Consider the following 19,707-nt stretch of genomic DNA (forward strand, 5'->3'; position numbering starts at 1 on the left):
AAGGCAGTCATCCAATGGCAACAGGGTGTGCCGCCGAAAGGCAATGATCACGGCCTCTTCCTCGAGGCTGAGAACGCTTGATGCTGGTTCCTTGGGACCAGTCTGCCTGTCGGTGACCGTCGCCCGCTTGCGCCATTTGAGAACCGTCTTCGGATTGATCCCATAGGTCTGGCTCAACTCCGAGGCCGAAGCTTCCGATCGCTGTATTGCAGCTCTGATGGCGTGCGTGGTCGTGGCGCAGCTGTGTAGAACTTGGCCCATAGTGCCTCCTTCCAGTCCTCGGACAGAATCACACCATCAAAACCTGGGATCAAACAGCTACCCTCAAGACTTCAGGCAAAGCGGCAGGACCCTTTGGTCGGGACGGCTCCTATGTCCTATCCCGGCTTGGCCTGGATGAGTCAGGGCGACCCTCCGTAAAGACATCATCCAGCCAGGCGAAGACCCGTTCGTCGAAGATCTCGCGGCCCATGCCTTCGCAGTGGCCACCGGCGCCTTCGGCTTTCGTGAAGCGTTGGAAGGTCACTTCGGCCGCCGTCATGGCGTTGGCCAGCAGCTGCCCCTGCCCCGTCGAGACAGCGTCCTCCTCGTTGTCGCAGATCAGGCTGGGACAGGTGATGTGCGGGGCGGCGTCCCGGTTATGATAGGCGACCAGTTGGCGGCAATAGTCCTGAACGCTGTCCACACCATGTGCCGCCATGCGCGGACGGAAAAGGAAGGTACCGTCGTTGCCCTGGGCCAGGCTTTCGAAAATGTCATGTGCGTCCTGGCTGTCCTCGTCCAGGCGTTCGATCATGTTGGGGGGCAGGCGCGCGAACATGGCCGAACCGATATCGTATTGTCCCGGATCGGCCACCAGTGCTGCCAGGCGGGGTTCCCCGCCTGCGGCACGTGGCACGAGATAGCCGCCAAAGCTGACGCCCATGGCCACCAGGCATTCCGGGTCCAGGCGGGAGTCCTCCAGGGCCCGGTCGACCACGGCCTTCAGGGCCGTCTCGAAGTCGGGGCGCATGAAGGCCCGGATCTCGGGATCATAGAGCGTCTTGCCCTGCCCCGGTCCATCGACGGCCAGCACGGCATAGCCCCGCGCCAGGGCCGGCAGCCCCACCATGACCAGCATTTCCTCAAGGCTGGAATCATAGCCCGAGGGCAACACCAGGGTCCGGTAGGGCCGGCCATTGCTGGCAGGCAGAGCCAGATAGGCGTGAAGCGTCCCGCCCTCATAGGGAATCTGCATGCCTTCGCCGGACCAGGGGCTCAGATTCATGAAACCCTGGAAGCAGGCCGCGATCCGTGGCCAGGCCTCCTGCAGCTCGCGGCAATCGAGGTTGATCCGGTGATAGAAGCAGGATTGACGCCAGGCCTCAGCGGCGCGCAGGAACAGCCCTCTGGCCGTTTCCTGCTGTCCAGCCGCCTGCGCGTGTTCGGCACGCGTCTCCAGGCGCTCGGCCAGCCGCCTCCAGGCCTGGTGCCAGCTGTCGACATTGGCGTCCCGAATGTCCGCGGCTGTGGCCATCACCTCTCCGATGGACGCGGCGCCAAGATAGGCCTTGCCCAGGCTGCGCTGCAGCTGGGCATTGAAATTCCGTGTCGCAAACGGGGTGAAGTAGTTCATCCTGAACGCATCCCTACCTGAGCCTTCCAGGCCGAGAGGAGTACGGCACTTTTCGAAGGTTTTCCCGCGGCTACATGAAGATAGCGCTGCGCAAGATTCTTACAAGTCCAATAATACGACAGTTTGTTCAGCCGTTTTGTTCCTTCAGGATCGCCGGGTCGAAGGGCGGACGGGCAAATATCTCGCGCAGCAGGGGCTCGAAGTGGGAAAGCGGCTGCGTGGGATAGCTCGGGTCGAAGGACTCCTGGTCCCAGTCGCGGCAGAAACGCTGGCAGCTTTCGAAATAGGGATGGTCCGCATAGGCCAGGTGCCGGTCCGTCGGCAGGTCCAGCCGGTCGCCATAGAACTGCATCTGGAACAGGCCGTGCATCTCCAGCACCCAGGTCACCTCCTCGCGCACATAGGGCCTCAGGATCGCGGCGGCGAACTGGGAGTGATTGTGCGGAGCCAGGTCGTCGCCCAGGTCGTGGATCAGGGCGGCCACGATCATCTCTTTGTCGGCCCCATCGGCTTCGGCCCGTGTTGCGGTCTGAAGCGAGTGTTCCAGGCGCGTGACCTGATAGCCTTCCAGCGAATGCTCCAACCCGGCCAGCGCCGCCAGGATGCGGTCGGCCACACCCTCGGCATGCTGGCGCTCCAATCGGTCAAGGAAGTGATAATCCGCGCGCGTGCCCTCGCTCATGCGCGTAAAGCTGACCTGTTCCATCACGCGACCTCCCGCACGTCGGCTGCAGGCTGGTCTTGCGCAGACAGCACGCGGTAAAGGCTTTCCGGCCCATCCCGGTCGATGTAACAGCCCTGAAGGTGGCGAAGTCCCTCGTCGGGGTCATAGGCTGTGCGCCCATGCAGCACGCGGTTGTTGTCGAACATCATCAGCTGCCCCTGCTCCAGCAGGAAGCGGAATTCGTTCTCGGGGTCGGACAGAAGGCTGCCCAGGCGGTTTCGCGCACGATGGAAAGACCTCAGCACAGCGGGGTCCAGCAGCGGCGTTTCATCCAGGCGCGGGCTGTAGTGAATTCCGGTTGGACGGCCCAGGTGGTCGGTCTCGATCATGGGATGGCGGTCGGTCAGGTGAGCCTGGCCATCGCGGAAGCGGAAACCGACCTCGATCTCCTTCAATAGCTGGAAACCTTCGGGGTCCTCGTCCTGCAACTGATCGCAGACACGAAACCCGTCCACCAGGGTCGAATGGCCGCCCGTGGTTTCGTTGGCCAGGCAATGCAGGATCTGGATGCCCGGCACCGGATTGCGATAGGGATTGTCCGTATGCGGCGCCAGGGGCACGGGGCGATAAGCCAGGTCGTTCGAGCCCGGCCGCGAATAGACCTCGAAAAAACGCCCAAAGTTGGTATGCCTCACCTGCCCGAAGTGTGCCGCCACGCTGAGGATGGAGTCCCGCTCCGTGGGCGTGTTTTCCAGGATCACGAAACCACGGGCCAGGAAGGCCTCGACACAGGCCAAGGTTTCGCGGTCATCGTCCTTGAGCTTCTGCCAATCGAAGATTTTCCCGGCCCCATCCACGGCCGCCCAGGTCGTGACGCTGGGCAGGCCATTGTCCTGTGCGATGGCTGCCTTCAGGTCTTCCAGGGCATAGCTGTCGCGGAAACCGTCGCTGTAGGTCACCTGCAGCGCACCATCCGCCACAACGGCCATTTCAAAGCCCAGATCCTCAGGCAGTTCGTGCGGGTTGAACAGGCGCTGGCCCGTGACCGGGTCACAGAGGCTTGCAGCCCGGCTACGCTCGCGCAGCCAGAGCGCCGGCAGGGAACAGCGTTCACGCCCCAGGGTCACGAAAGGCTGGTTGTCCACCACATCGAAGGTCATGGGTGACGTCATGAAAATCCTCGTTCCAACTTGTCTTGCGGGTCATGTGGCATGCATGTCGTGGCCAGAAAGTGACCCTCAGGGACTGGCAAAAAAAGCTGGAAAGTCTTAAGGAAATCCATAAGTTGGGCTTATGGATTCACTGGCTCGCCGCCTTCCGCCCATGAACGCGCTCATCGCCTTCGAGGCGGTGGTCCGCTGCGGCACGATCACCGCCGCGGCAAGGGAACTCGGCACCAGTCAACCGGCTGTGTCCCAGCGTCTGCGCAGTCTTGAAGCGCATCTGGACAGTCCCCTGTTCCAGCGCAGCGGGCGCCTTCTTAAGCCGACGCCACAGGCGCAGCGCTATTGGGAGGATGTTGCCCGGGCCCTGCACGGCATTGCCGGGGCCAGCGAGGACATGAAACCCGGCCGACAGGCCCGGCCCCCCATCGTCATTTCCGCCCCTTTCGGATTTGCCCATCTCTGGCTCGAACCCTTGCTTCCATCGCTGGAAGCCGCCTTTCCGGAACGGGACTTCATCATTCGAGCCGAAGATGATCCGCGTGTGAACCCCCAGCGCCGACCCGACATGGAAGTCCGCTTTGGCCAGCATGAGCGCAGCGGCTCCGCACTGCGTTTTCTGTTCCATGAGGCGGCCCAGCCGGTCTGTTCGCCCGCCTTTGCCGCGCGTCACGGCCTGGTTCCGGATGACCTGCTCGCGCCTGAACGCCTGCGCGAATTGCCTCTGCTTCATCTGGACGAACAGGAATCGCGCTGGTGCGACTGGCCGCTCTGGTTCCAGGCCCAGGGGATCGAGAATTTCCAACCCGACGTCCGACTCTACTACAACAACTACCCCCTGCTGCAGCAGGCCGCGCTGGAGGGCAAGGGCATTGCGCTGGGCTGGCGCGGACTGGTGGAGCCGCTGCTGGAGGAGAGCCGGCTGGTGACATGCGGCCAGGCCTTCACACGCTCCGGACGGGGCTATGGCCTGTTCCTGCACAACCTGTCCAGCCGGCCGGCCCGCCAGGTTGCCGACTGGATCGCCGAACAGGCAATTCCCCTGGCAGACCGCCTGCCACAACAGGACAGTGAAGGCCGCTGAATGGCTGGCATGCAGCCCGCTTCCTTGCAAGGCTGGCTGCAGCATGTGAGAAAACAGGCACTCAGCAACAACAAGGGAGACATCAGACCCGTGTCTGAAAACGAAGACCATTCCTGGCTGAAGGATATTCGCAAGATGGACCGCGAGGAGCTGCGTGCCTACTACGACCAGTGGGCCGAGTCCTATGACGAAACCCTGCACTCCTGGGACTACCAGGCACCGAAGCAGGCGGCGGCCATGCTGAAGCCACTGATTTCAGCCGACGCCACGATATTCGACGCCGGCTGCGGCACCGGGCTGAGCGGCCTGGCCCTGCGCGATGCCGGCTACACCGGACGTATCGACGGCAGCGACCTTTCGCCCGAGTCCGTCGAACTGGCCAGGAAGCGAGAAATCTACAACTCGGTGCAGGTCATCGACCTGGACAAGCATCCACTGCCCCTGGACAACGACCTCTATGAGGCAACCGTTTCCATCGGTGTCCTGACCTACATTAAGGATATGAACGGCCTGCTTTCGGAATTCTGTCGTGTCACGCGCCCCGGCGGCTACATCCTGTTCACCCACCGCGACGACCTTGTGGCCGAACAGGACTTCTTCGCCCTGACCCGGGAGCTGGAGGACAAGGGCCTCTGGGAGAAAGTCGAGATCACGGACTCCCAACCCTATTTGCCTGGCCATCCCGACTATGCCGACAACATCGGCATCATCTATTTCCTCTTCCGGGTGCGCTAAGCTGGAGCCTGTCCCCAGACAAGATGAATGGGAATGACGAAAGGCGGCCATCGGTCTCGATGGCCGCCTTTCGTTGATCAATGCCGAGGCCCCTTTTGGGGCCAGCATGGCTCTTCTGGAACGTCAGTCTTCCAGTTCTTCCTCGGCTTCACGCGCTGTTTCACTTGTCGCTTCACCAGCAGCCTGAGTATCTTCCCCCATTCCTTCAATGGTATTGCAGGAAGACAGGGCCGTGCTTGCACCAAAGGCAAGAAGAATCATGAAAATCGGTGCCATCAGTGCGGATGAAATATTCATTTTCATTTCCTTTTTTCCGAATTCCTCGAACACCAGATGGCTTTGATTATCCATCATTCAACAGGAGTTCTGATTCCTTGCTCTGTGACTATTCTATGGCATGGTTCACCACACTGGGCCGCAACAAGCCCCCTGCCGCTGTCCCGCTTCCCCCCTGGACAATGAACGCAATCTGAGTCCGCCTTCGTCTACCGCACAGCCCCTGACAGACCAATGGGTAAGGCGGCTGTCATCACATCCGACAACAGACGTTTACAGCGCGATGGAGGCGTCAGGCTTATACAAATCCGGCCTTGGCTGAACCGTCGGATTTTCCCATCAGTTCGAGAGCTCTCTCTTGGCATCACGGGCAGTTTCACTTGTCGCCTCACCAGCCAATTCCACATCACGCCCCATTCCTTCAATGGTATTGCAGGCAGAAAGCGCTACCCCCACGCCAAGTACGATTAGAACCATTACAATTAATAGATATGAATTATAAGGAATATACATTTTTATTTCCAATTATTTCCTGATTTCTATAAATAGTATTAATTATTTATAATTCAATAATAATTAATGAGTCTTCCTGAATATTCCATCCTATTACCTATGAGTAGGACCGAAGCCTGCGACAAGCCTGCCCTGATGTCTCAGATTGCCGGTTGAAACAACACCACGGTCGCGATGGTGAAAAAGATGATCACACCCACGGCGTCGGCAATGGTCGTGACCAGCGGGGCGCTGGCTGTCGCCGGATCCAGCTTCATGCGATCCAGCAGGAAGGGCAGCGACAAACCGATCAGGCTGCCAACCAGGACCACCAGGACCATGGTCAGGGAAACCACGAGCGCGATGTCCACGCCTCCACGCAACAGACCGATGGCAGAAACCGCCAGCGCCAGAGTGAGGCCCAGCGCCAGGGCCACAAGCAGCTCACGCCCCAGCAGACGTCCCCAGTCCCGCATCACCACATCGCCGGTTGCGATGGCACGGACCATGAGAGTGGCAGACTGGGATCCGGCATTGCCGCTGCTGCCGATCAGCAGGGGCAGGAAGAACAGCAGGCCCACGTGACTGGAAATGGTCTCCTCGAAATAGGCGATGCCGGCACCTGAGAACAGGTTGCCGACAATCAGCAAGGCCAGCCAGAAAATGCGCTTGCGATAGAGTGTTCTCATGCTGGCATTGCGTACGCTCTCGCTCAGCTTGCCGACCGTCCCGATCCGGTGGAAGTCCTCGGTGGCTTCTTCCTGCAAGGCATCCAGCGCATCGTCGTGCGTGACGATCCCCACCAGGCGCCCGTCCGAGTCCACCACCGGTACGGCAATCACGTCATAGCGCGCAATCTTGCGGGCCACGTCTTCCTGAGAATCCTCGACGCCTACCGCAAGGGTTTCAGAGATCATGACCTCGGACACCCGAGTCTCCGGCTGTGCCAGAATCAGATCCCGCAAACGCACGGACGACACCAGACGGCGATCATCATCGATCACATAGGTGCGATAGATCGTTTCCTTGTCAGGCGCTTCCCGACGCAGGACATCCAGGGCCTCGCGCACGGTAATGTCGGAGCGCAGCGCCACGTAGTCTGAGGTCATGAGCGCGCCCGCCGTGCCTTCCGCGTGCCCGGCCAGGCGCCGAATGTCCTCGCGCGCGGCCTGGGCAAGACCGGGCAGCAGGGCCTCCTGCTGTTCGGGGGACAGGCGGTTGAACAGATCAGTGCGGTCATCCGCATTCATCGCGCTGACGATCTGCGCCAGTTGTCCCCGCTCCAACCTCTGGGCCAGCTTGACCTGACCGCCAGGTTTCAGATAGCGGAAAACAGCGGTCTGGCGTGCCAGCGGCAGGGACAACAGTTGGGCCTCTGCCGTTTGCGGCGGCAACTCCTCCAGGAAGGTTGCGATATCCACGGCATAGGCTGTGTCCAGAAATTCACGAGCCGCTTCGGGATCTTCCCTCAGCACCTGCTCGATCGGCGTGCGTGTCCGGGCATCTTCCTTCATATATCCGCCTCCTTGGCATGGGCTGCCGGGATTGGCCAGAGGAGGGGGATTCGATCACTCAGATCCCGTTACCACCCCCGGCCGAGGACCGGCGATTCGGCATGATGGCCCGCCGGGCCCCGCTTCATGCCTGTTCTCCGAAGTGTCTCTGCTGATGACTCTACTCGGATCGTCCACTGCGGTTGTGCCTTTGCAAAAGCGCCGCAGGCAGACGATAGCAGTTGCTTCAGTCCATGCAGCAAGATTCGCCACGGCTGGCAACCGGGCCGCAGCTAGAGGAAGCTGTAGGGATCCACGTCAATGGCCAGGCGGACCGAGCCGTGCAGGGAAACCCGGTCGCGCCATTCCGCCAGCAGCCGCTGGAGCGGCAGGTCGCGGCGTGCCTTGACCAAAAAGCGGCGGCGGTGCCGGCCGCGCAGGACCGCCAGGGGGGCCGGGGCCGGTCCCAGCACCTCCAGCCCCTCTGCCTGTGGGGCCGCCCGTGCCATGGCCCTGCTGGCCGCATCGGCCTGTTCGGCATCGGGCGCGGAGATGACAAGGGCCGCCATGCGCGAGAAGGGCGGCAGGAAGCCGCGCTCCCGCGTCTCGGCCTCATGGGCCAGGAAGGCATCGCGGTCGCCCGACTGAAGCGCCTGCAATACGGGATGCTCGGGGATGTAACTCTGCAGCAGGACGCGTCCGGGCCGTTCCGCCCGGCCCGCCCGGCCTGCGACCTGCTGCAAGAGCTGATAGGTGCGCTCGCCTGCACGCAGGTCGCCACCGCCCAGCCCCAGATCGGCATCCACCACGCCCACCAGGGTCAGCCAGGGGAAATGATGCCCCTTGGCAACGATCTGGGTCCCGACGATCAAGTCCACTTCGCGCTGCTGAATCTGCCGCATCAGATCCTGTGCGGCCGCCGGCCCCGGCAGGGTATCACTGGACAGCAGGAGGTGACGTGCTTCCGGGAACAACAGGCGCACCTCCTCGTCCAGCCGCTCCACCCCCGGGCCGCAAGCCACCAGGCTGTCCGTCTCGTCGCAGGAGGGGCAAGCCCTGGGCAGTGGGGCACGGTAACCGCAATGATGGCATTGCAACTGTCCCCACTTGCGGTGCTCCACCAGCCAGGCCGTGCAATCGGGACACTCGATCCTGTGGCCGCAGGTGCGGCAGAGCGTCAGCGGTGCGTATCCTCGCCGATTGAGGAACAGCAGGGCCTGTTCGCCCTGCTCCAGTGTTTCGGTGATGGCCTTGCGCAGGCTTGGCGCCAGCCAGCTCTGCCCGCCGCTGGGCAGGCGTTCGGGCCGGTCCTTGCGCAGGTCCAGCACCGAAACCTCCGGCAGGCTGGCGCCGCCATGGCGCGCGGGAAGCTCCTCCAGCTGGTACTTGCCGGCCTGAACATTGAGGACGCTTTCCAGCGAGGGCGTTGCAGAGGCCAGAATCACCGGGAACTGGCCCAGTTGACCCCGCACCACAGCCATGTCCCGCGCCTGGTAGATCACGCCGTCCTCCTGCTTGTAGGCGGGATCGTGTTCCTCGTCGACCACGATCAGGCCCAGGTCGCGGAAGGGCAGGAACAAGGATGATCGCGCGCCCACAAGGACGGAGGCTTCACCTTCGGCCACGGCCCGCCAGGTCGTGCGCCGCTGCGCTGGAGTCAGGTCGCTGTGCCACTCTGCCGGCTGTACCCCGAAGCGCCGCTCGAACCGCTCGATCCATTGCGAGGACAGCGCGATCTCCGGCTGCAGGACCAGGACCTGGCGGCCTTGCTGCAGGGCGCTGGCCACCGCTTCGAAGTAGACTTCGGTCTTGCCCGAGCCGGTCACACCATCCAGCAGCGTCACCGAGAAGGCGTCCTCCCTGACCTTGCCGCAGAGCGCCTCGGCCACACTGGCCTGCCCTGCGGACAGGGTGGGCCCGGGACGAGCCCCCTCCGGGACCGCGAAGCTGCGCCTGGGACGCTGGGAAACCGCCTGCAGCAAGCCCGCCTCCTGCAGGCCCTTCACCACAGAGGAACTGACCCCTGCCTCCCGGGCCATGACTCCCGGTGGATGGGCGAAGCCCTGTTCCGCCAGCTCGATCACTCTCTGCCGGGCCGGGGTCAGGCGCAGATCATCCGACACGGGCTGGTCGCTGCGAACCAGGACCTGATGCGGGCGTGGTGGATCCAGGGCGGCCGGAACCGACAGGGCCATGCGCAAGACACCCCCCAGCGGCGCCAGGGTATAGCCGGCCACCCAGGTGATGAAGCGGCGCTGGACATCCGGCATGGGGGGAACATCGTGCACCCGTAGCACGCTTTTCAAACGGTCCCGTGCAATATCCGCTTGGTCCTGCCGCTTCCAGATGACTCCAGGCAAGCGCCGTTTGCCAAGCGGCACCTCGACAAAAGTCCCCGGCATGGCCGACAGGTCTTCGGGCAACAGATAGCTGTAGGGCTGATCCAGTGGCAGGGGCAGCAGGACGGCCACCACTGCCCCGCCCTCGATGACTTTCTCATCCGTACTCAGGCTGGCAGGCGGGGAAACCATGGGCTAGACTGGACTCCAGGGAACAGGGGCCATGTGGCTGCCCCGCTGGCCGGCCGTTGCCACAGAGGCGGCGCCGGATCGGGGCTGGACGCAGAAGACATGAGGTTCTATCACCCCCCGCAAGGCTAAAGGCAAACCCGGAGTACAGCATACCATGAAGTTTTTCATCGATACCGCCGATCTGGACGAGATCCGCGACCTTGCAGCAACCGGCCTTGTCGACGGCGTTACCACCAATCCGTCGCTGATCGCCAAGAACGGCGGCGATTTCCTGGAGGTCATCAAGCAGATCTGCGCTGTCGTACCGGGACCTGTCTCGGCCGAAGTCACCGCAACCGACCATGACACCATGCTGGCCGAAGGACGCCACCTGGCCAAGCTGGCGGACAATGTCTGTGTGAAGGTGCCCCTGACCCCGGATGGACTGAAGACCTGCAAGGCGCTGTCCGAGGAGGGCACAAGGGTCAACGTCACACTCTGCTTCTCGCCGGCCCAAGCCTTGCTGGCCGCCAAGGCGGGCGCCAGCTACATCTCGCCCTTCATCGGTCGACTGGACGACATCGGAACAGAGGGCATGGAACTGATCGGCCAGATCGTCGAGATCTATGCCAACTATCCGGACCTTCAGACCGAGGTCCTTGTCGCCTCCGTGCGCTCGCCGATGCATGTGGTGGAGTCGGCCCGCCTGGGCGCCGACGTGGCCACCCTTCCACCGGCGGTGCTGCGCTCGCTGTTCAAGCATCCGCTGACCGACAAGGGACTCGACGCCTTCCTGGCCGATTGGGCCAAGACGGGCCAGAGCATCCTGGGCAAGTGAGATGACACGCAAACGGCAAGACGCCGCGCAGGAACCAACCAAGGCAGAGGAGCCCGCCGGCTCCGATGCTGCGGCGCGCGCGGCGATCAATGCCGACATGGTGGCGGCCTGGCTGCGCCGGCATCCGGACTTCCTGGTCCGCCACCCGGACATCCTCGATTCCCTGGACCCCCCGGCCACACCGGGGCTGGAAGACACCGGGCGCAGTGTGATCGACATGCAGCAGGCGATGGTCCTGCGGCTGCGTCAGGAAAACGAGGAGCTGCGGCGTACGCGCGACGAGATGATCACCACGCTGCGCGACAACCTTCACTCGCAGCACAAGATCCACGAAGTCGTGATCACCCTGCTCTCGGCCCAATCCTTCGAGCATCTGATCGAAACCATCTCCAACGAGATGATGGTCCTGCTGGATCTGGACGCCACCAGCCTTTGCGTGGAGAACGAGACCGGCAAGGTGCCGCAGATGCATATCGGCCGGATCCAGTGCCTGCCGGCAGACAGCGTCAATGCCCTGTTCGGGCCCTCTGCCCGCGTGGTCCTGCGCGACCACCAGCCGGGGGACCCTGCCCTTTTCGGCCCGGCAAGCGAACTTATCCAGTCCGATGCGCTTCTCAGGCTGTCCATATCCGGCAGCACGCCCCCGGCCCTGCTGGCCCTGGGCAGCCGCGATCCCGAGCATTTCTCGAGCAGTCAGGGCACCGAGCTCCTGCAGTTCCTGGGCCACTGTCTTGAACGCCTGATACGCGGATGGCTGGAAATACCGGAATAGTCCCCGGCCTGCAGGCCAACAGCGACCTGCTGACCCTCATCGAGCGTTGGCAACGCTGGCTGGCCCATGAAAAGCGCATGTCCCCTCATACGCTACAGGCCTACAACCGCGATCTGGGCGCGTTCCTCTCATTTCTCGGAGCACATCATGGACAGCTGCCCGACACGAAGCTTCTGGCCAGTCTGAGTACGGCCGATTTCCGGGCCTGGATGACACAACGCACCCTGGACGGCCTTCAGAAAAGCTCATCTGCCCGGGCGCTGTCCACGTTGCGCAACTTCTATCGCTGGGCCGCACGCAACGGGCATTTCGACAACCCCGCCATCACCGCCCTGCGCAGTCCACGACAGGCGCTTCAAGTGCCGAAAGCGCTCGATGAAGAAGACTCCCGCAGGGCCACGGAAGCCGTTCACGAGTTGGACGAACGCCCCTGGATCGGCAAACGCGATTCGGCCGTTCTGCTCCTGCTCTATGGGGCCGGCCTGCGCATCAGCGAGGCGCTGTCCCTGACCCCGGCTGACCTGCCGGACTCAGGTCAGGAAGGACTCGTGGTCACCGGAAAGGGCAACAAGCAACGCCAGCTGCCGCTGCTGCCCGTGATTCGGGCGGCCCTCGGGGACTACATGAACAGCTGCCCCCATGACCTGCCGCCGGACCAGCCCCTTTTCCGCGGCGTGCGCGGCGGCCCTCTGTCCGCAAGGGTGATCCAGGGTCGCATGCAGCAACTGCGCGGACTTCTGGGCCTGCCTGAGAAGGCGACGCCCCATGCGCTGCGTCACTCCTTTGCCACGCACCTCCTGGCCGATGGTGGCGACCTGCGCACCATCCAGGAACTGCTGGGTCATGCCTCTCTGTCGACGACACAACGCTATACGGCCGTGGACGCCGCAGGTCTGCGCCGGGTCTATGACCAGGCCCACCCCCGAGCACGACGCCGCGACTGACGGCAACTGCGTGTATCAGGCCGAATCACGCCGATAGATTGGCAGTTCCTAAAACATCGCCTCCAGAACCCGGTCGGGCGGGGTGTGGCCATCCACGAATGTCTTGATGTTGATGATGACCTTCTCACCCATGGCGTGACGTCCCTCGATGGTGGCCGAGCCCATGTGCGGCAAGGCCACGACATTGGTCAGCTTCAACAGCTTGGGATTGATGGCCGGCTCGTGCTCGAAGACGTCCAGGCCGGCCCCAGCCAGATCGCCTGCCCCAAGCATGCGCACCAGGGCATTCTCGTCGATCACCTCGCCACGGCTTGTATTGACCAGGATCGAGTCCGGTCGCATCAGTTTCAGCCGACGCGCGGACAAGAGGTGATAGGTGGCCGGCGTGTGCGGGCAATTCACCGAAACGATGTCCATGCGGGCCAGCATCTGGTCCAGGCTTTCCCAGTAGGTGGCCTCCAGCGGCTTTTCGATGTCCTCATGCAGCCGGCGCCGATTGTGATAGTGGATCGAGAGGCCGAACCCCTTGGCCCGCCGGGCCAGAGCCTGGCCGATCCGGCCCATGCCGATGATGCCCAGGCGCTTGCCCCAGATGCGATGGCCCAGCATCGAGGTGGGACTCCACCCCGTCCAGTCGCCCGAGCGCGCCAGACGCTCACCTTCCGTAAGGCGGCGGGCGACGGCAAGAATCAGCGCCATGGTCATGTCGGCCGTATCTTCGGTCAGGACACCCGGCGTGTTGGTGACGGTAATCCCGCGCGCCCTGGCCGTCTTCAGGTCGATATGGTCGACGCCGGTGCCGAACGAAGCGATCAGTTGCAGTTGTTCGCCCGCCTGGCTGAGAACAGCGGAGTCGATACGATCCGTCACGGTGGGAACCAGGACATCGGCTTTGCGCACAGCCTCGATCAGATCGGCCTGACTCATGGGGCTGTCGTCCAGGTTCAACTGGCAATCGAACAACTCCATCATGCGCGTTTCGATCAGGTCCGGAAGCCGCCGGGTGACAATAACCTTGGGTTTGTTCATGGAATTGTATCCGTTGCCTGGTTTCTGACGTTTCGCCCGACACGCCCCCTACTCGGCAGGCGATACCGCGCGTTTAGCAGGGGCCCTCGCCGTTTGTCCAGCCTGCGGGACTTGACCTGAATCGATGAAGCCGCCTAGCTAGATTGAACGAAATCTTCGGTCTGTTCCATCGTGCGCACAATCCCTGTCTTCATTCTGGCTGCATTTTTCATGTTTCTTGCCTCCCCTGACGCCCCACAGGCTCAGGAGGATGAGGTTACAGCCACGACAAACGAGCGCACGGAAGTGGAACGGCCAGGGCGCACCGGCCTGCCCATTCCGCGTTTCGTTTCCCTGCATTCCAATGAGATCAACCTGCGCAAGGGACCGGGCACACGCTATCCCATAAAGTGGGTCTATCGTCGCCGGGGCCTGCCCGTGGAAGTCATCGATGAATTCACCACCTGGCGGCGCATTCGCGACTGGGAAGGCACTGTCGGCTGGGTTCACCAATCCATGCTCAGCGGCACGCGCACCCTGCGCGTCCTGCCCAGTGACACTGGCGAGCGCCGCATCCTGTTGCGTGAACAGCCTTCGCACACAGCGGAAGCGGTGGCAGAGTTGGAACCCGGCGTGCTGGGCAACCTGGAGGACTGTGAAGGCACGTGGTGCCGTGCCATCTTCTCCGGTCTGGAGGGCTGGCTGCCGCGGACGGCCTTCTTCGGTGTCTACGACAACGAAAAGCTGGACTGACGGCCCTCAAGTTTCCCTGGCGGGAATGCAGGACCGTCCGTCCAGGCTTCCTGGCTGCGGCAATCAGCCGAAGTCGGCGGCCAGCGCGGCCCGGGTCTTCTCGGGCAGGACCGTGATGTGCGCGTAGGCTTCGTGGGTGAAGCCCAGCATCACCTTGGCGCCCTCTTCCCGGAATGCCGCAACCTGTGCATCGGTGAAGGGAAAGTGGATGAACTGCACCGAAGAGGCCTTGCCGTCGGCTGTCGTGCGGTCCACATCCTCTTCCGGCTTGCCTTCGATCCGCTCGCCGTTGATCTCGAAGAAGGCGGTTTCCTCGACTCCGCCCAGTTTCGAGAGGAAAGCGGCGCGGCGCACCGGATCGTCGATTTCGAACATGACGGTCGCCACCAGTTCACGTCCCTTGGGAATCAAGGGATTGTAGGCGGCCAGCTCGTCGGCAATCTGCTCTTCTCCGCCCTTCTCGATATAGAGCATTTCCTGAATCTGCGACCACATGGTGTCGTAGTTCTCGAAATAGAAGGTACAGACCGGCCCCACGTCGCAACGACGGTGCTTCTTGCGCTCGACAAGCTCACTGCGCAGGCGCTTGCGCTCGGCCTCGTACTTGTCCAGCGGCCAGATATCGTCGCGTGTGATCTCTTTCTTCGGAGCGGACATTTTCTCAGGGCTCCTTTCGGTTTTCCTGAACAGGGGATACGGAAGGCTCAGGCTTTTAAGCCATAAGCCTGCGCGAAGAGTTCGATTGGGTGATAGGACACCTTGGGAACGGGCTTGCGCTCCTCCTCCTTGGTCTGGGCATCGATCCGCTCCATGCCCTGAAGGATATGGGTTCCAGCCAGGGGACATTCAGAGGCGACATACTTGGGCTCATTCTTGTAGACATCCCGGGCCACGGGCTTTCCGATCTTGAGCGCCGTTTCGAAATTGCCCTTCATGACACCCCAGGAGCCCCCATGCCCGGAACAGCGCGGCAGCTGCTTGATCTGGGCCTCAGGTATCAGCTTCAGCATTTCACGCGCCTTGTTGCCCATGTTCTGGGCCCGCGCATGACAGGCAATATGCAGGGCGACACTGCCATCCAGGGGCTCAAGTCCGTCGGCCAGGCCTTCCTTGCCTGCGATATCCACAATGTATTCGGTCACGTCGTAGGTGGCCCGGGCCAAGCGCGCGATATCCTCGTTTTCCGGCAGGATCAGCGGCCATTCGAATTTCATCATGAGGGCACAGGAGGGCGTCAGGGCAATGATGTCATGCCCCTTATCCACCCAGGGTAGCAGTTCCGCAGCAACCTTCTTGGCCCCTTCGGCAACGGTCTCGATTTCGCCCTTCTCGAACTGCGGCATGCCACAGCACTGTGGATAGGAGACTTCGGTTTCGACACCGTTGTGCGTCAGCACCCGGCGCGCGGCCTGGCCAATGGAGGTTTCGTTGTAGTTCGCAAAACAGGTGGCGTAGATCACCGCCTTGCGCCCGTGGGCCGGCGCCTTGTCGTTGACCGGCAGGCTGTCGCTCTTGGCCTCGGCCTCCAGCGTCTTGGAGCAGTATTTCGGCAGGGCCGCGTTGCGATCCACACCGGCCAGGGACTCCAGGACCGGACGGGTCAGGCCGTTCTTGGTATTGCTGGCCCAGTTCGCCAGTCCCGAAAACGCGGTTCCCAGCTTGCCGTTCCGATCCGTCTTCGTCAGTTCGCCCGCCAGGCCTTCCTTCTTGCCGTGATGGATTTCGGCCGCCCGGTAACGCAACATGAGGTGCGGAAAATCGATATCGAATTCATGGGGTGGCACATAGGGGCAGCTCACCATGAAGCACATGTCGCACAAGGTGCAGGCATCCACGACCTGCTTGTAATCGGCCTTGTCGACGGTATCCAGCTCCATGCTGGGCGCATCGTCGATCAGGTCGAAAAGCCTGGGGAAGGAATCGCAAAGATTGAAACAGCGCCGACATCCATGACAGATGTCGAAGACGCGTTCCATTTCTTCATGAATCTTGTCCCAGTCATAGAAGTCCGGGGCATTCCAATCGAGGGGATGACGAACCGGGGCGTCCAGACTGCCTTCACGCATACCTCACTCCGGAATTAGCTTGTGCGGAACGGCCGGCGCCGATTGTCCGCTCCATGACAGAACTATCCCGTCACGCAGCGCAAGCTGGCACCGATCAGCTCGAACGAAAAACGGGGCCCTGTCAGTCAGGGCCCCGTTTCACCGAGCCTACTCAGCTCATTGTTTCCAGAGCTTTCTGGAAGCGACCGGCGTGGGAACGCTCAGCCTTGGCCAACGTTTCGAACCAGTCGGCAATCTCGTCGAAACCCTCTTCCCGGGCGCTGCGCGCCATGCCGGGGTACATGTCGGTGTACTCATGGGTTTCGCCTGCAACGGCCGCCTTCAGGTTCAACTCGGTCTCGCCGATCGGCTCACCCGTCGCCGGGTCACCGACCTCTTCCAGGAACCCGAGGTGGCCGTGGGCATGGCCTGTTTCACCCTCGGCTGTGGAGCGGAAGACGGAAGCCACGTCGTTGAAACCTTCAACGTCGGCCTTCTGTGCGAAATAGAGGTAACGGCGATTGGCCATGCTCTCGCCAGCGAAGGCATCTTTCAGGTTCTGCTCGGTCTTCGTACCTTTCAAAGACATCTTGATCTCTCCCCAAATCTTTCTGGACTTTTTACATATGCCTACTGCAAGGCTTCTATACCTAATCCTATGAGCAAAAAAAAGAACCTGTCAAGGTTCTTAGACAGGTTCTAAAAATTTAGGAGAATTCTGTATCGGGAATTGAACGATCATCGGCCGGCTCAGGCCAGCCGCCAATCTGAGAGCTCGTGCAGGAGGGTTTACTCGTCGGAAACGCGTATGATGACATCCACGCGCTGGACCTTGGCGCCTTCCGGAGGAGTCGGCACAGAACTCAATTGCACCTCCTCACCTGGAATGTCCACCAGCTTTCCACTTTCCTCGAAGAAGAAGTGGTGATGGTCGCCAATGTTCGTATCGAAATAGGAACGACCAGGCTCGACGACAACCTCGCGCAGCAATCCGGCTTCGGTGAACTGGTTCAACGTATTGTAGATGGTGGCAAGCGACACCCGGACACCCTGTGCCATGGCCTCGGCATGCAACTGCTCTGCCGTCACATGCCGTTCGACAGGCTGCCCGTCGGTTTCGAACAGAAGTTTGCCCAAGGCCAACCGCTGCCGCGTCGGCCGCAAGCCGACCTCCTTCAGGCGATCTATCAATCCGCTATAGGGTCGCTGTGTAGTCATGCCTGCAATATAACGCATAAAGCGGAATATGAAAGGTATTTTTCAAACGGTTAACCGGTTAATTGGAAGAAGTCGAAGTTGACCCTGGGCAATTTCCGATGTCAGGCTGTTAATGAGGCTTTCCGTAAGCGCTTGAGTCGCGTATTTCAATTTCCAAAATATCGGCACAGAAATATACCGGAACCACGCTTTTCATTCCCCATCAAGTTCCCTAAGGTGAGCCTGTGACTGAAAAGAAAAACAGCTATAGTTTTGAAGACCTTCTGGCCTGCGGGCACGGAACGCTATTCGGCCCCGGCAATGCGCAGTTGCCTCTGCCGCCCATGCTCATGTTCGACCGCATCACGCATATCAGCGAGGAGGGCGGCGATCACGGCAAGGGAGAGATCATTGCCGAACTGGATGTCAGGCCAGACCTCTGGTTCTTCGACTGCCATTTCGAAGGCGATCCTGTCATGCCCGGGTGCCTGGGCCTGGATGCGCTCTGGCAATTGGTCGGATTCTTCCTGGGCCGCACCGGTGCGGCCGGCAAGGGCCGTGCGCTCGGCGTGGGCGAGGTCAAGTTCACCGGCCAGGTTCTGCCCGATATCAAGAAAGTGACCTACAAGCTCAACCTCAAGCGTGTAATCCTGCGCAAGCTCGTCATGGGCATTGCTGACGGTACTGTACTGGCCGATGACAATCCCATTTACGAGGCAAAGGACCTTCGTGTTGGGCTTTTCCAGGCCGAAAGCGTTTCCCAGGGATAATGGCGGACGCCGGGATAGCGAGGAACGCGGCAGGCTCTTGCGGCGCCTTGTCCTCTTCTCCCAGGAGGTACAGGGTGGCAGACTACCCGGATCTCACCATACAGCCAATTAAGGAATGATATCATGCGACGCGTTGTCGTGACCGGACTTGGAATCGTCTCGAGCATCGGGAACAACCGCGACGAAGTGGTCGACTCCCTGCGTGCCGGGCGTTCCGGTATCGTGAAGGCGGAAGACTATGCGGAAATGGGTTTCCGCAGCCAGGTCAAGGGTTCCATCGATATCAACCTGGAGGAACACATCGACCGCCGTCTGCGCCGTTTCATGGGCGACGGCGCCGCCTTCAACTACATCGCCATGCAGCAGGCCATTGCCGATGCCGGCCTTGAGGACAAGGAGGTCAGCCACGAGCGGACTGGCCTGATCATGGGCTCGGGCGGTCCTTCGACCTCGAATCAGGTGGAAGCGGCCGACATCGCCCGCAGCAAGGGAATCAAGCGCATTGGCCCCTACATGGTGCCGCGCTGCATGTCCTCGACAAACTCGGCCAATCTTTCGACATCGTTCAAGATCAAGGGTATCAGCTATTCCATCTCGTCCGCCTGTTCCACATCGGCACACTGCATCGGCAATGCCGCGGAAATGATCCAGTGGGGCAAGCAGGACGTCATGTTTGCCGGTGGCGGCGAAGAGCTGCACTGGAGCCTTTCCATGCTCTTCGATGCCATGGGCGCCATGTCCTCGCACTACAACGACACGCCCGAGAAGGCCTCTCGGCCCTATGATACCGGGCGGGATGGCTTCATCATCTCGGGCGGCGGCGGTGTGCTGATTCTTGAAGAGCTGGAACACGCCAAGGCACGGGGCGCCAAGATCTATGCCGAGATTGCCGGCTATGGGGCCTCCTCGGACGGGGATGACATGGTGGCCCCCTCCGGAGAGGGCGCCGTGCGCTGCATGCGCCAGGCCCTGGAAACCCTGGAAGGGCAGCGGGTTGACTATATCAACACCCATGGCACCTCGACACCGGTGGGTGATGGCACGGAACTGCAGTCCATCCGCGAGGTTTTCGGCAACGACCTGCCCCGCATCAGTTCCACCAAGTCCATGACAGGGCATGCGCAAGGCGCAGCCGGTGTCACGGAAGCCATCTATTCGCTGCTGATGATGGAAGAAGGCTTCCTGGCCCCCTCCATCAACATCGACGAGCCCGACCCGGAGGCCGAAGGCATCCCCATCGTTCAGAACAAGAGCGAGGAGGGTGAATTGAACTGCGTTCTCTCGAATTCCTTCGGTTTCGGAGGCACCAACTGCACCCTGGCCATGCGGCGGCTTCAGGAATAGCGCG

20 protein-coding genes and 1 pseudogene are annotated in these 19,707 nt (G+C 61.7%); 8 read left to right on the plus strand and 13 right to left on the minus strand.

The features are described 5' to 3' along the window. The 4 genes and pseudogenes from BP38_RS0114650 to BP38_RS20860 form a co-directional block, all read right to left on the minus strand. Nucleotides 1-261 (minus strand): annotated as a pseudogene (locus BP38_RS0114650) (IS481 family transposase); the annotation flags it as partial. A 109-nt stretch (nt 262-370) separates the two neighbouring features. Next, nucleotides 371-1,615, minus strand: a complete 1,245-nt coding sequence (locus BP38_RS0114655; protein ID WP_026988357.1) for an alpha/beta hydrolase family protein — start codon at nt 1,613-1,615, stop codon at nt 371-373. 127 nt (nt 1,616-1,742) lie between these two features. Further along, on the minus strand, nt 1,743-2,321 hold the full coding sequence (locus tag BP38_RS0114660) for an HD domain-containing protein (RefSeq protein WP_026988358.1): 579 nt from the start codon (nt 2,319-2,321) through the stop codon (nt 1,743-1,745). Continuing rightward, a complete protein-coding gene (locus tag BP38_RS20860; protein ID WP_081816704.1) occupies nt 2,321-3,451 on the minus strand; it encodes a TauD/TfdA family dioxygenase in 1,131 nt (376 codons plus the stop codon). Before BP38_RS20860 ends, BP38_RS0114660 begins: the two co-directional genes overlap by 1 nt. Before the next feature lie 121 nt (nt 3,452-3,572). On the opposite strand from BP38_RS20860, the gene BP38_RS20865 reads away from it, so the two are divergent. Both BP38_RS20865 and BP38_RS0114675 read left to right on the plus strand, forming a co-directional pair. After that, on the plus strand, nt 3,573-4,526 hold the full coding sequence (locus BP38_RS20865; protein ID WP_051609408.1) for a LysR family transcriptional regulator: 954 nt from the start codon (nt 3,573-3,575) through the stop codon (nt 4,524-4,526). A 90-nt stretch (nt 4,527-4,616) separates the two neighbouring features. After that, nucleotides 4,617-5,261 (plus strand): class I SAM-dependent DNA methyltransferase, encoded by a 645-nt coding sequence (locus tag BP38_RS0114675; RefSeq protein WP_162175170.1) that lies wholly within the window; start codon nt 4,617-4,619, stop codon nt 5,259-5,261. Nucleotides 5,262-5,384: 123 nt separating this feature from the next. On the opposite strand, the gene BP38_RS20870 is transcribed toward BP38_RS0114675, so the two are convergent. The 4 genes from BP38_RS20870 to BP38_RS0114690 form a co-directional block, all read right to left on the minus strand. Further along, entirely contained in the window at nt 5,385-5,615 is a 231-nt protein-coding gene (locus tag BP38_RS20870; protein ID WP_035725458.1) for an entericidin A/B family lipoprotein, read from the minus strand. A gap of 261 nt (nt 5,616-5,876) precedes the next feature. Next, nucleotides 5,877-6,050 (minus strand): entericidin A/B family lipoprotein, encoded by a 174-nt coding sequence (locus tag BP38_RS22340; RefSeq protein ID WP_081816705.1) that lies wholly within the window; start codon nt 6,048-6,050, stop codon nt 5,877-5,879. A 140-nt stretch (nt 6,051-6,190) separates the two neighbouring features. Next, the gene (gene mgtE / locus BP38_RS20875; protein WP_035725459.1) at nt 6,191-7,543 is read right to left on the minus strand and encodes a magnesium transporter; all 1,353 of its coding nucleotides are present in this window, start codon (nt 7,541-7,543) and stop codon (nt 6,191-6,193) included. Between the two features lie 272 nt (nt 7,544-7,815). After that, a complete protein-coding gene (locus BP38_RS0114690) occupies nt 7,816-10,053 on the minus strand; it encodes a primosomal protein N' (RefSeq protein WP_081816706.1) in 2,238 nt (745 codons plus the stop codon). A 154-nt stretch (nt 10,054-10,207) separates the two neighbouring features. Here BP38_RS0114690 and fsa point away from each other — a divergent pair, with 154 nt between their 5' ends. From fsa to BP38_RS0114705, 3 genes are read left to right on the plus strand one after another with little or no spacing between them, the layout of a single operon-like run. Next, nucleotides 10,208-10,870, plus strand: coding sequence for a fructose-6-phosphate aldolase (fsa, locus tag BP38_RS0114695; protein WP_026988361.1), 663 nt, complete (start codon nt 10,208-10,210; stop codon nt 10,868-10,870). Between the two features lies 1 nt (nt 10,871). After that, nucleotides 10,872-11,642 carry a DUF484 family protein gene (locus BP38_RS20880; protein WP_051609410.1) on the plus strand — a complete coding sequence of 257 codons (771 nt, stop codon included), beginning with the start codon at nt 10,872-10,874 and terminating at the stop codon, nt 11,640-11,642. Then, nucleotides 11,621-12,586, plus strand: coding sequence for a tyrosine recombinase XerC (locus BP38_RS0114705; RefSeq protein ID WP_051609411.1), 966 nt, complete (start codon nt 11,621-11,623; stop codon nt 12,584-12,586). The genes BP38_RS20880 and BP38_RS0114705 overlap by 22 nt, the downstream gene beginning before the upstream one ends. 48 nt (nt 12,587-12,634) lie before the next feature. Here the strand turns inward: BP38_RS0114705 and BP38_RS0114710 are convergent, their stop codons facing one another. Further along, nucleotides 12,635-13,615 carry a 2-hydroxyacid dehydrogenase gene (locus BP38_RS0114710; RefSeq protein ID WP_026988363.1) on the minus strand — a complete coding sequence of 327 codons (981 nt, stop codon included), beginning with the start codon at nt 13,613-13,615 and terminating at the stop codon, nt 12,635-12,637. A 210-nt stretch (nt 13,616-13,825) separates the two neighbouring features. On the opposite strand from BP38_RS0114710, the gene BP38_RS0114715 reads away from it, so the two are divergent. Beyond that, nucleotides 13,826-14,347, plus strand: coding sequence for an SH3 domain-containing protein (locus tag BP38_RS0114715; protein ID WP_051609427.1), 522 nt, complete (start codon nt 13,826-13,828; stop codon nt 14,345-14,347). A gap of 63 nt (nt 14,348-14,410) precedes the next feature. Here the strand turns inward: BP38_RS0114715 and BP38_RS0114720 are convergent, their stop codons facing one another. The 4 genes from BP38_RS0114720 to irrA form a co-directional block, all read right to left on the minus strand. Next, the gene (locus BP38_RS0114720; protein ID WP_026988365.1) at nt 14,411-15,004 is read right to left on the minus strand and encodes a DUF3501 family protein; all 594 of its coding nucleotides are present in this window, start codon (nt 15,002-15,004) and stop codon (nt 14,411-14,413) included. A gap of 47 nt (nt 15,005-15,051) precedes the next feature. After that, complete coding sequence (locus BP38_RS0114725; RefSeq protein WP_026988366.1) at nt 15,052-16,413, minus strand: heterodisulfide reductase-related iron-sulfur binding cluster; 1,362 nt, start codon at nt 16,411-16,413, stop codon at nt 15,052-15,054. Nucleotides 16,414-16,564: 151 nt separating this feature from the next. Continuing rightward, nucleotides 16,565-16,981, minus strand: coding sequence for a rubrerythrin family protein (locus BP38_RS0114730; protein WP_022728492.1), 417 nt, complete (start codon nt 16,979-16,981; stop codon nt 16,565-16,567). Nucleotides 16,982-17,181: 200 nt separating this feature from the next. Further along, complete coding sequence (gene irrA, locus BP38_RS0114735; RefSeq protein ID WP_026988367.1) at nt 17,182-17,610, minus strand: iron response transcriptional regulator IrrA; 429 nt, start codon at nt 17,608-17,610, stop codon at nt 17,182-17,184. A gap of 224 nt (nt 17,611-17,834) precedes the next feature. On the opposite strand from irrA, the gene fabA reads away from it, so the two are divergent. Both fabA and fabB read left to right on the plus strand, forming a co-directional pair. Further along, nucleotides 17,835-18,359 carry a 3-hydroxyacyl-[acyl-carrier-protein] dehydratase FabA gene (gene fabA / locus BP38_RS0114740; RefSeq protein WP_026988368.1) on the plus strand — a complete coding sequence of 175 codons (525 nt, stop codon included), beginning with the start codon at nt 17,835-17,837 and terminating at the stop codon, nt 18,357-18,359. Between the two features lie 123 nt (nt 18,360-18,482). Beyond that, nucleotides 18,483-19,703, plus strand: a complete 1,221-nt coding sequence (gene fabB / locus BP38_RS0114745; protein WP_026988369.1) for a beta-ketoacyl-ACP synthase I — start codon at nt 18,483-18,485, stop codon at nt 19,701-19,703. Nucleotides 19,704-19,707 lie beyond the last annotated feature (4 nt).

The organism is Fodinicurvata fenggangensis DSM 21160 (assembly GCF_000686045.1).
Taxonomy (GTDB): Bacteria; Pseudomonadota; Alphaproteobacteria; order Kiloniellales; family DSM-21159; genus Fodinicurvata; species Fodinicurvata fenggangensis.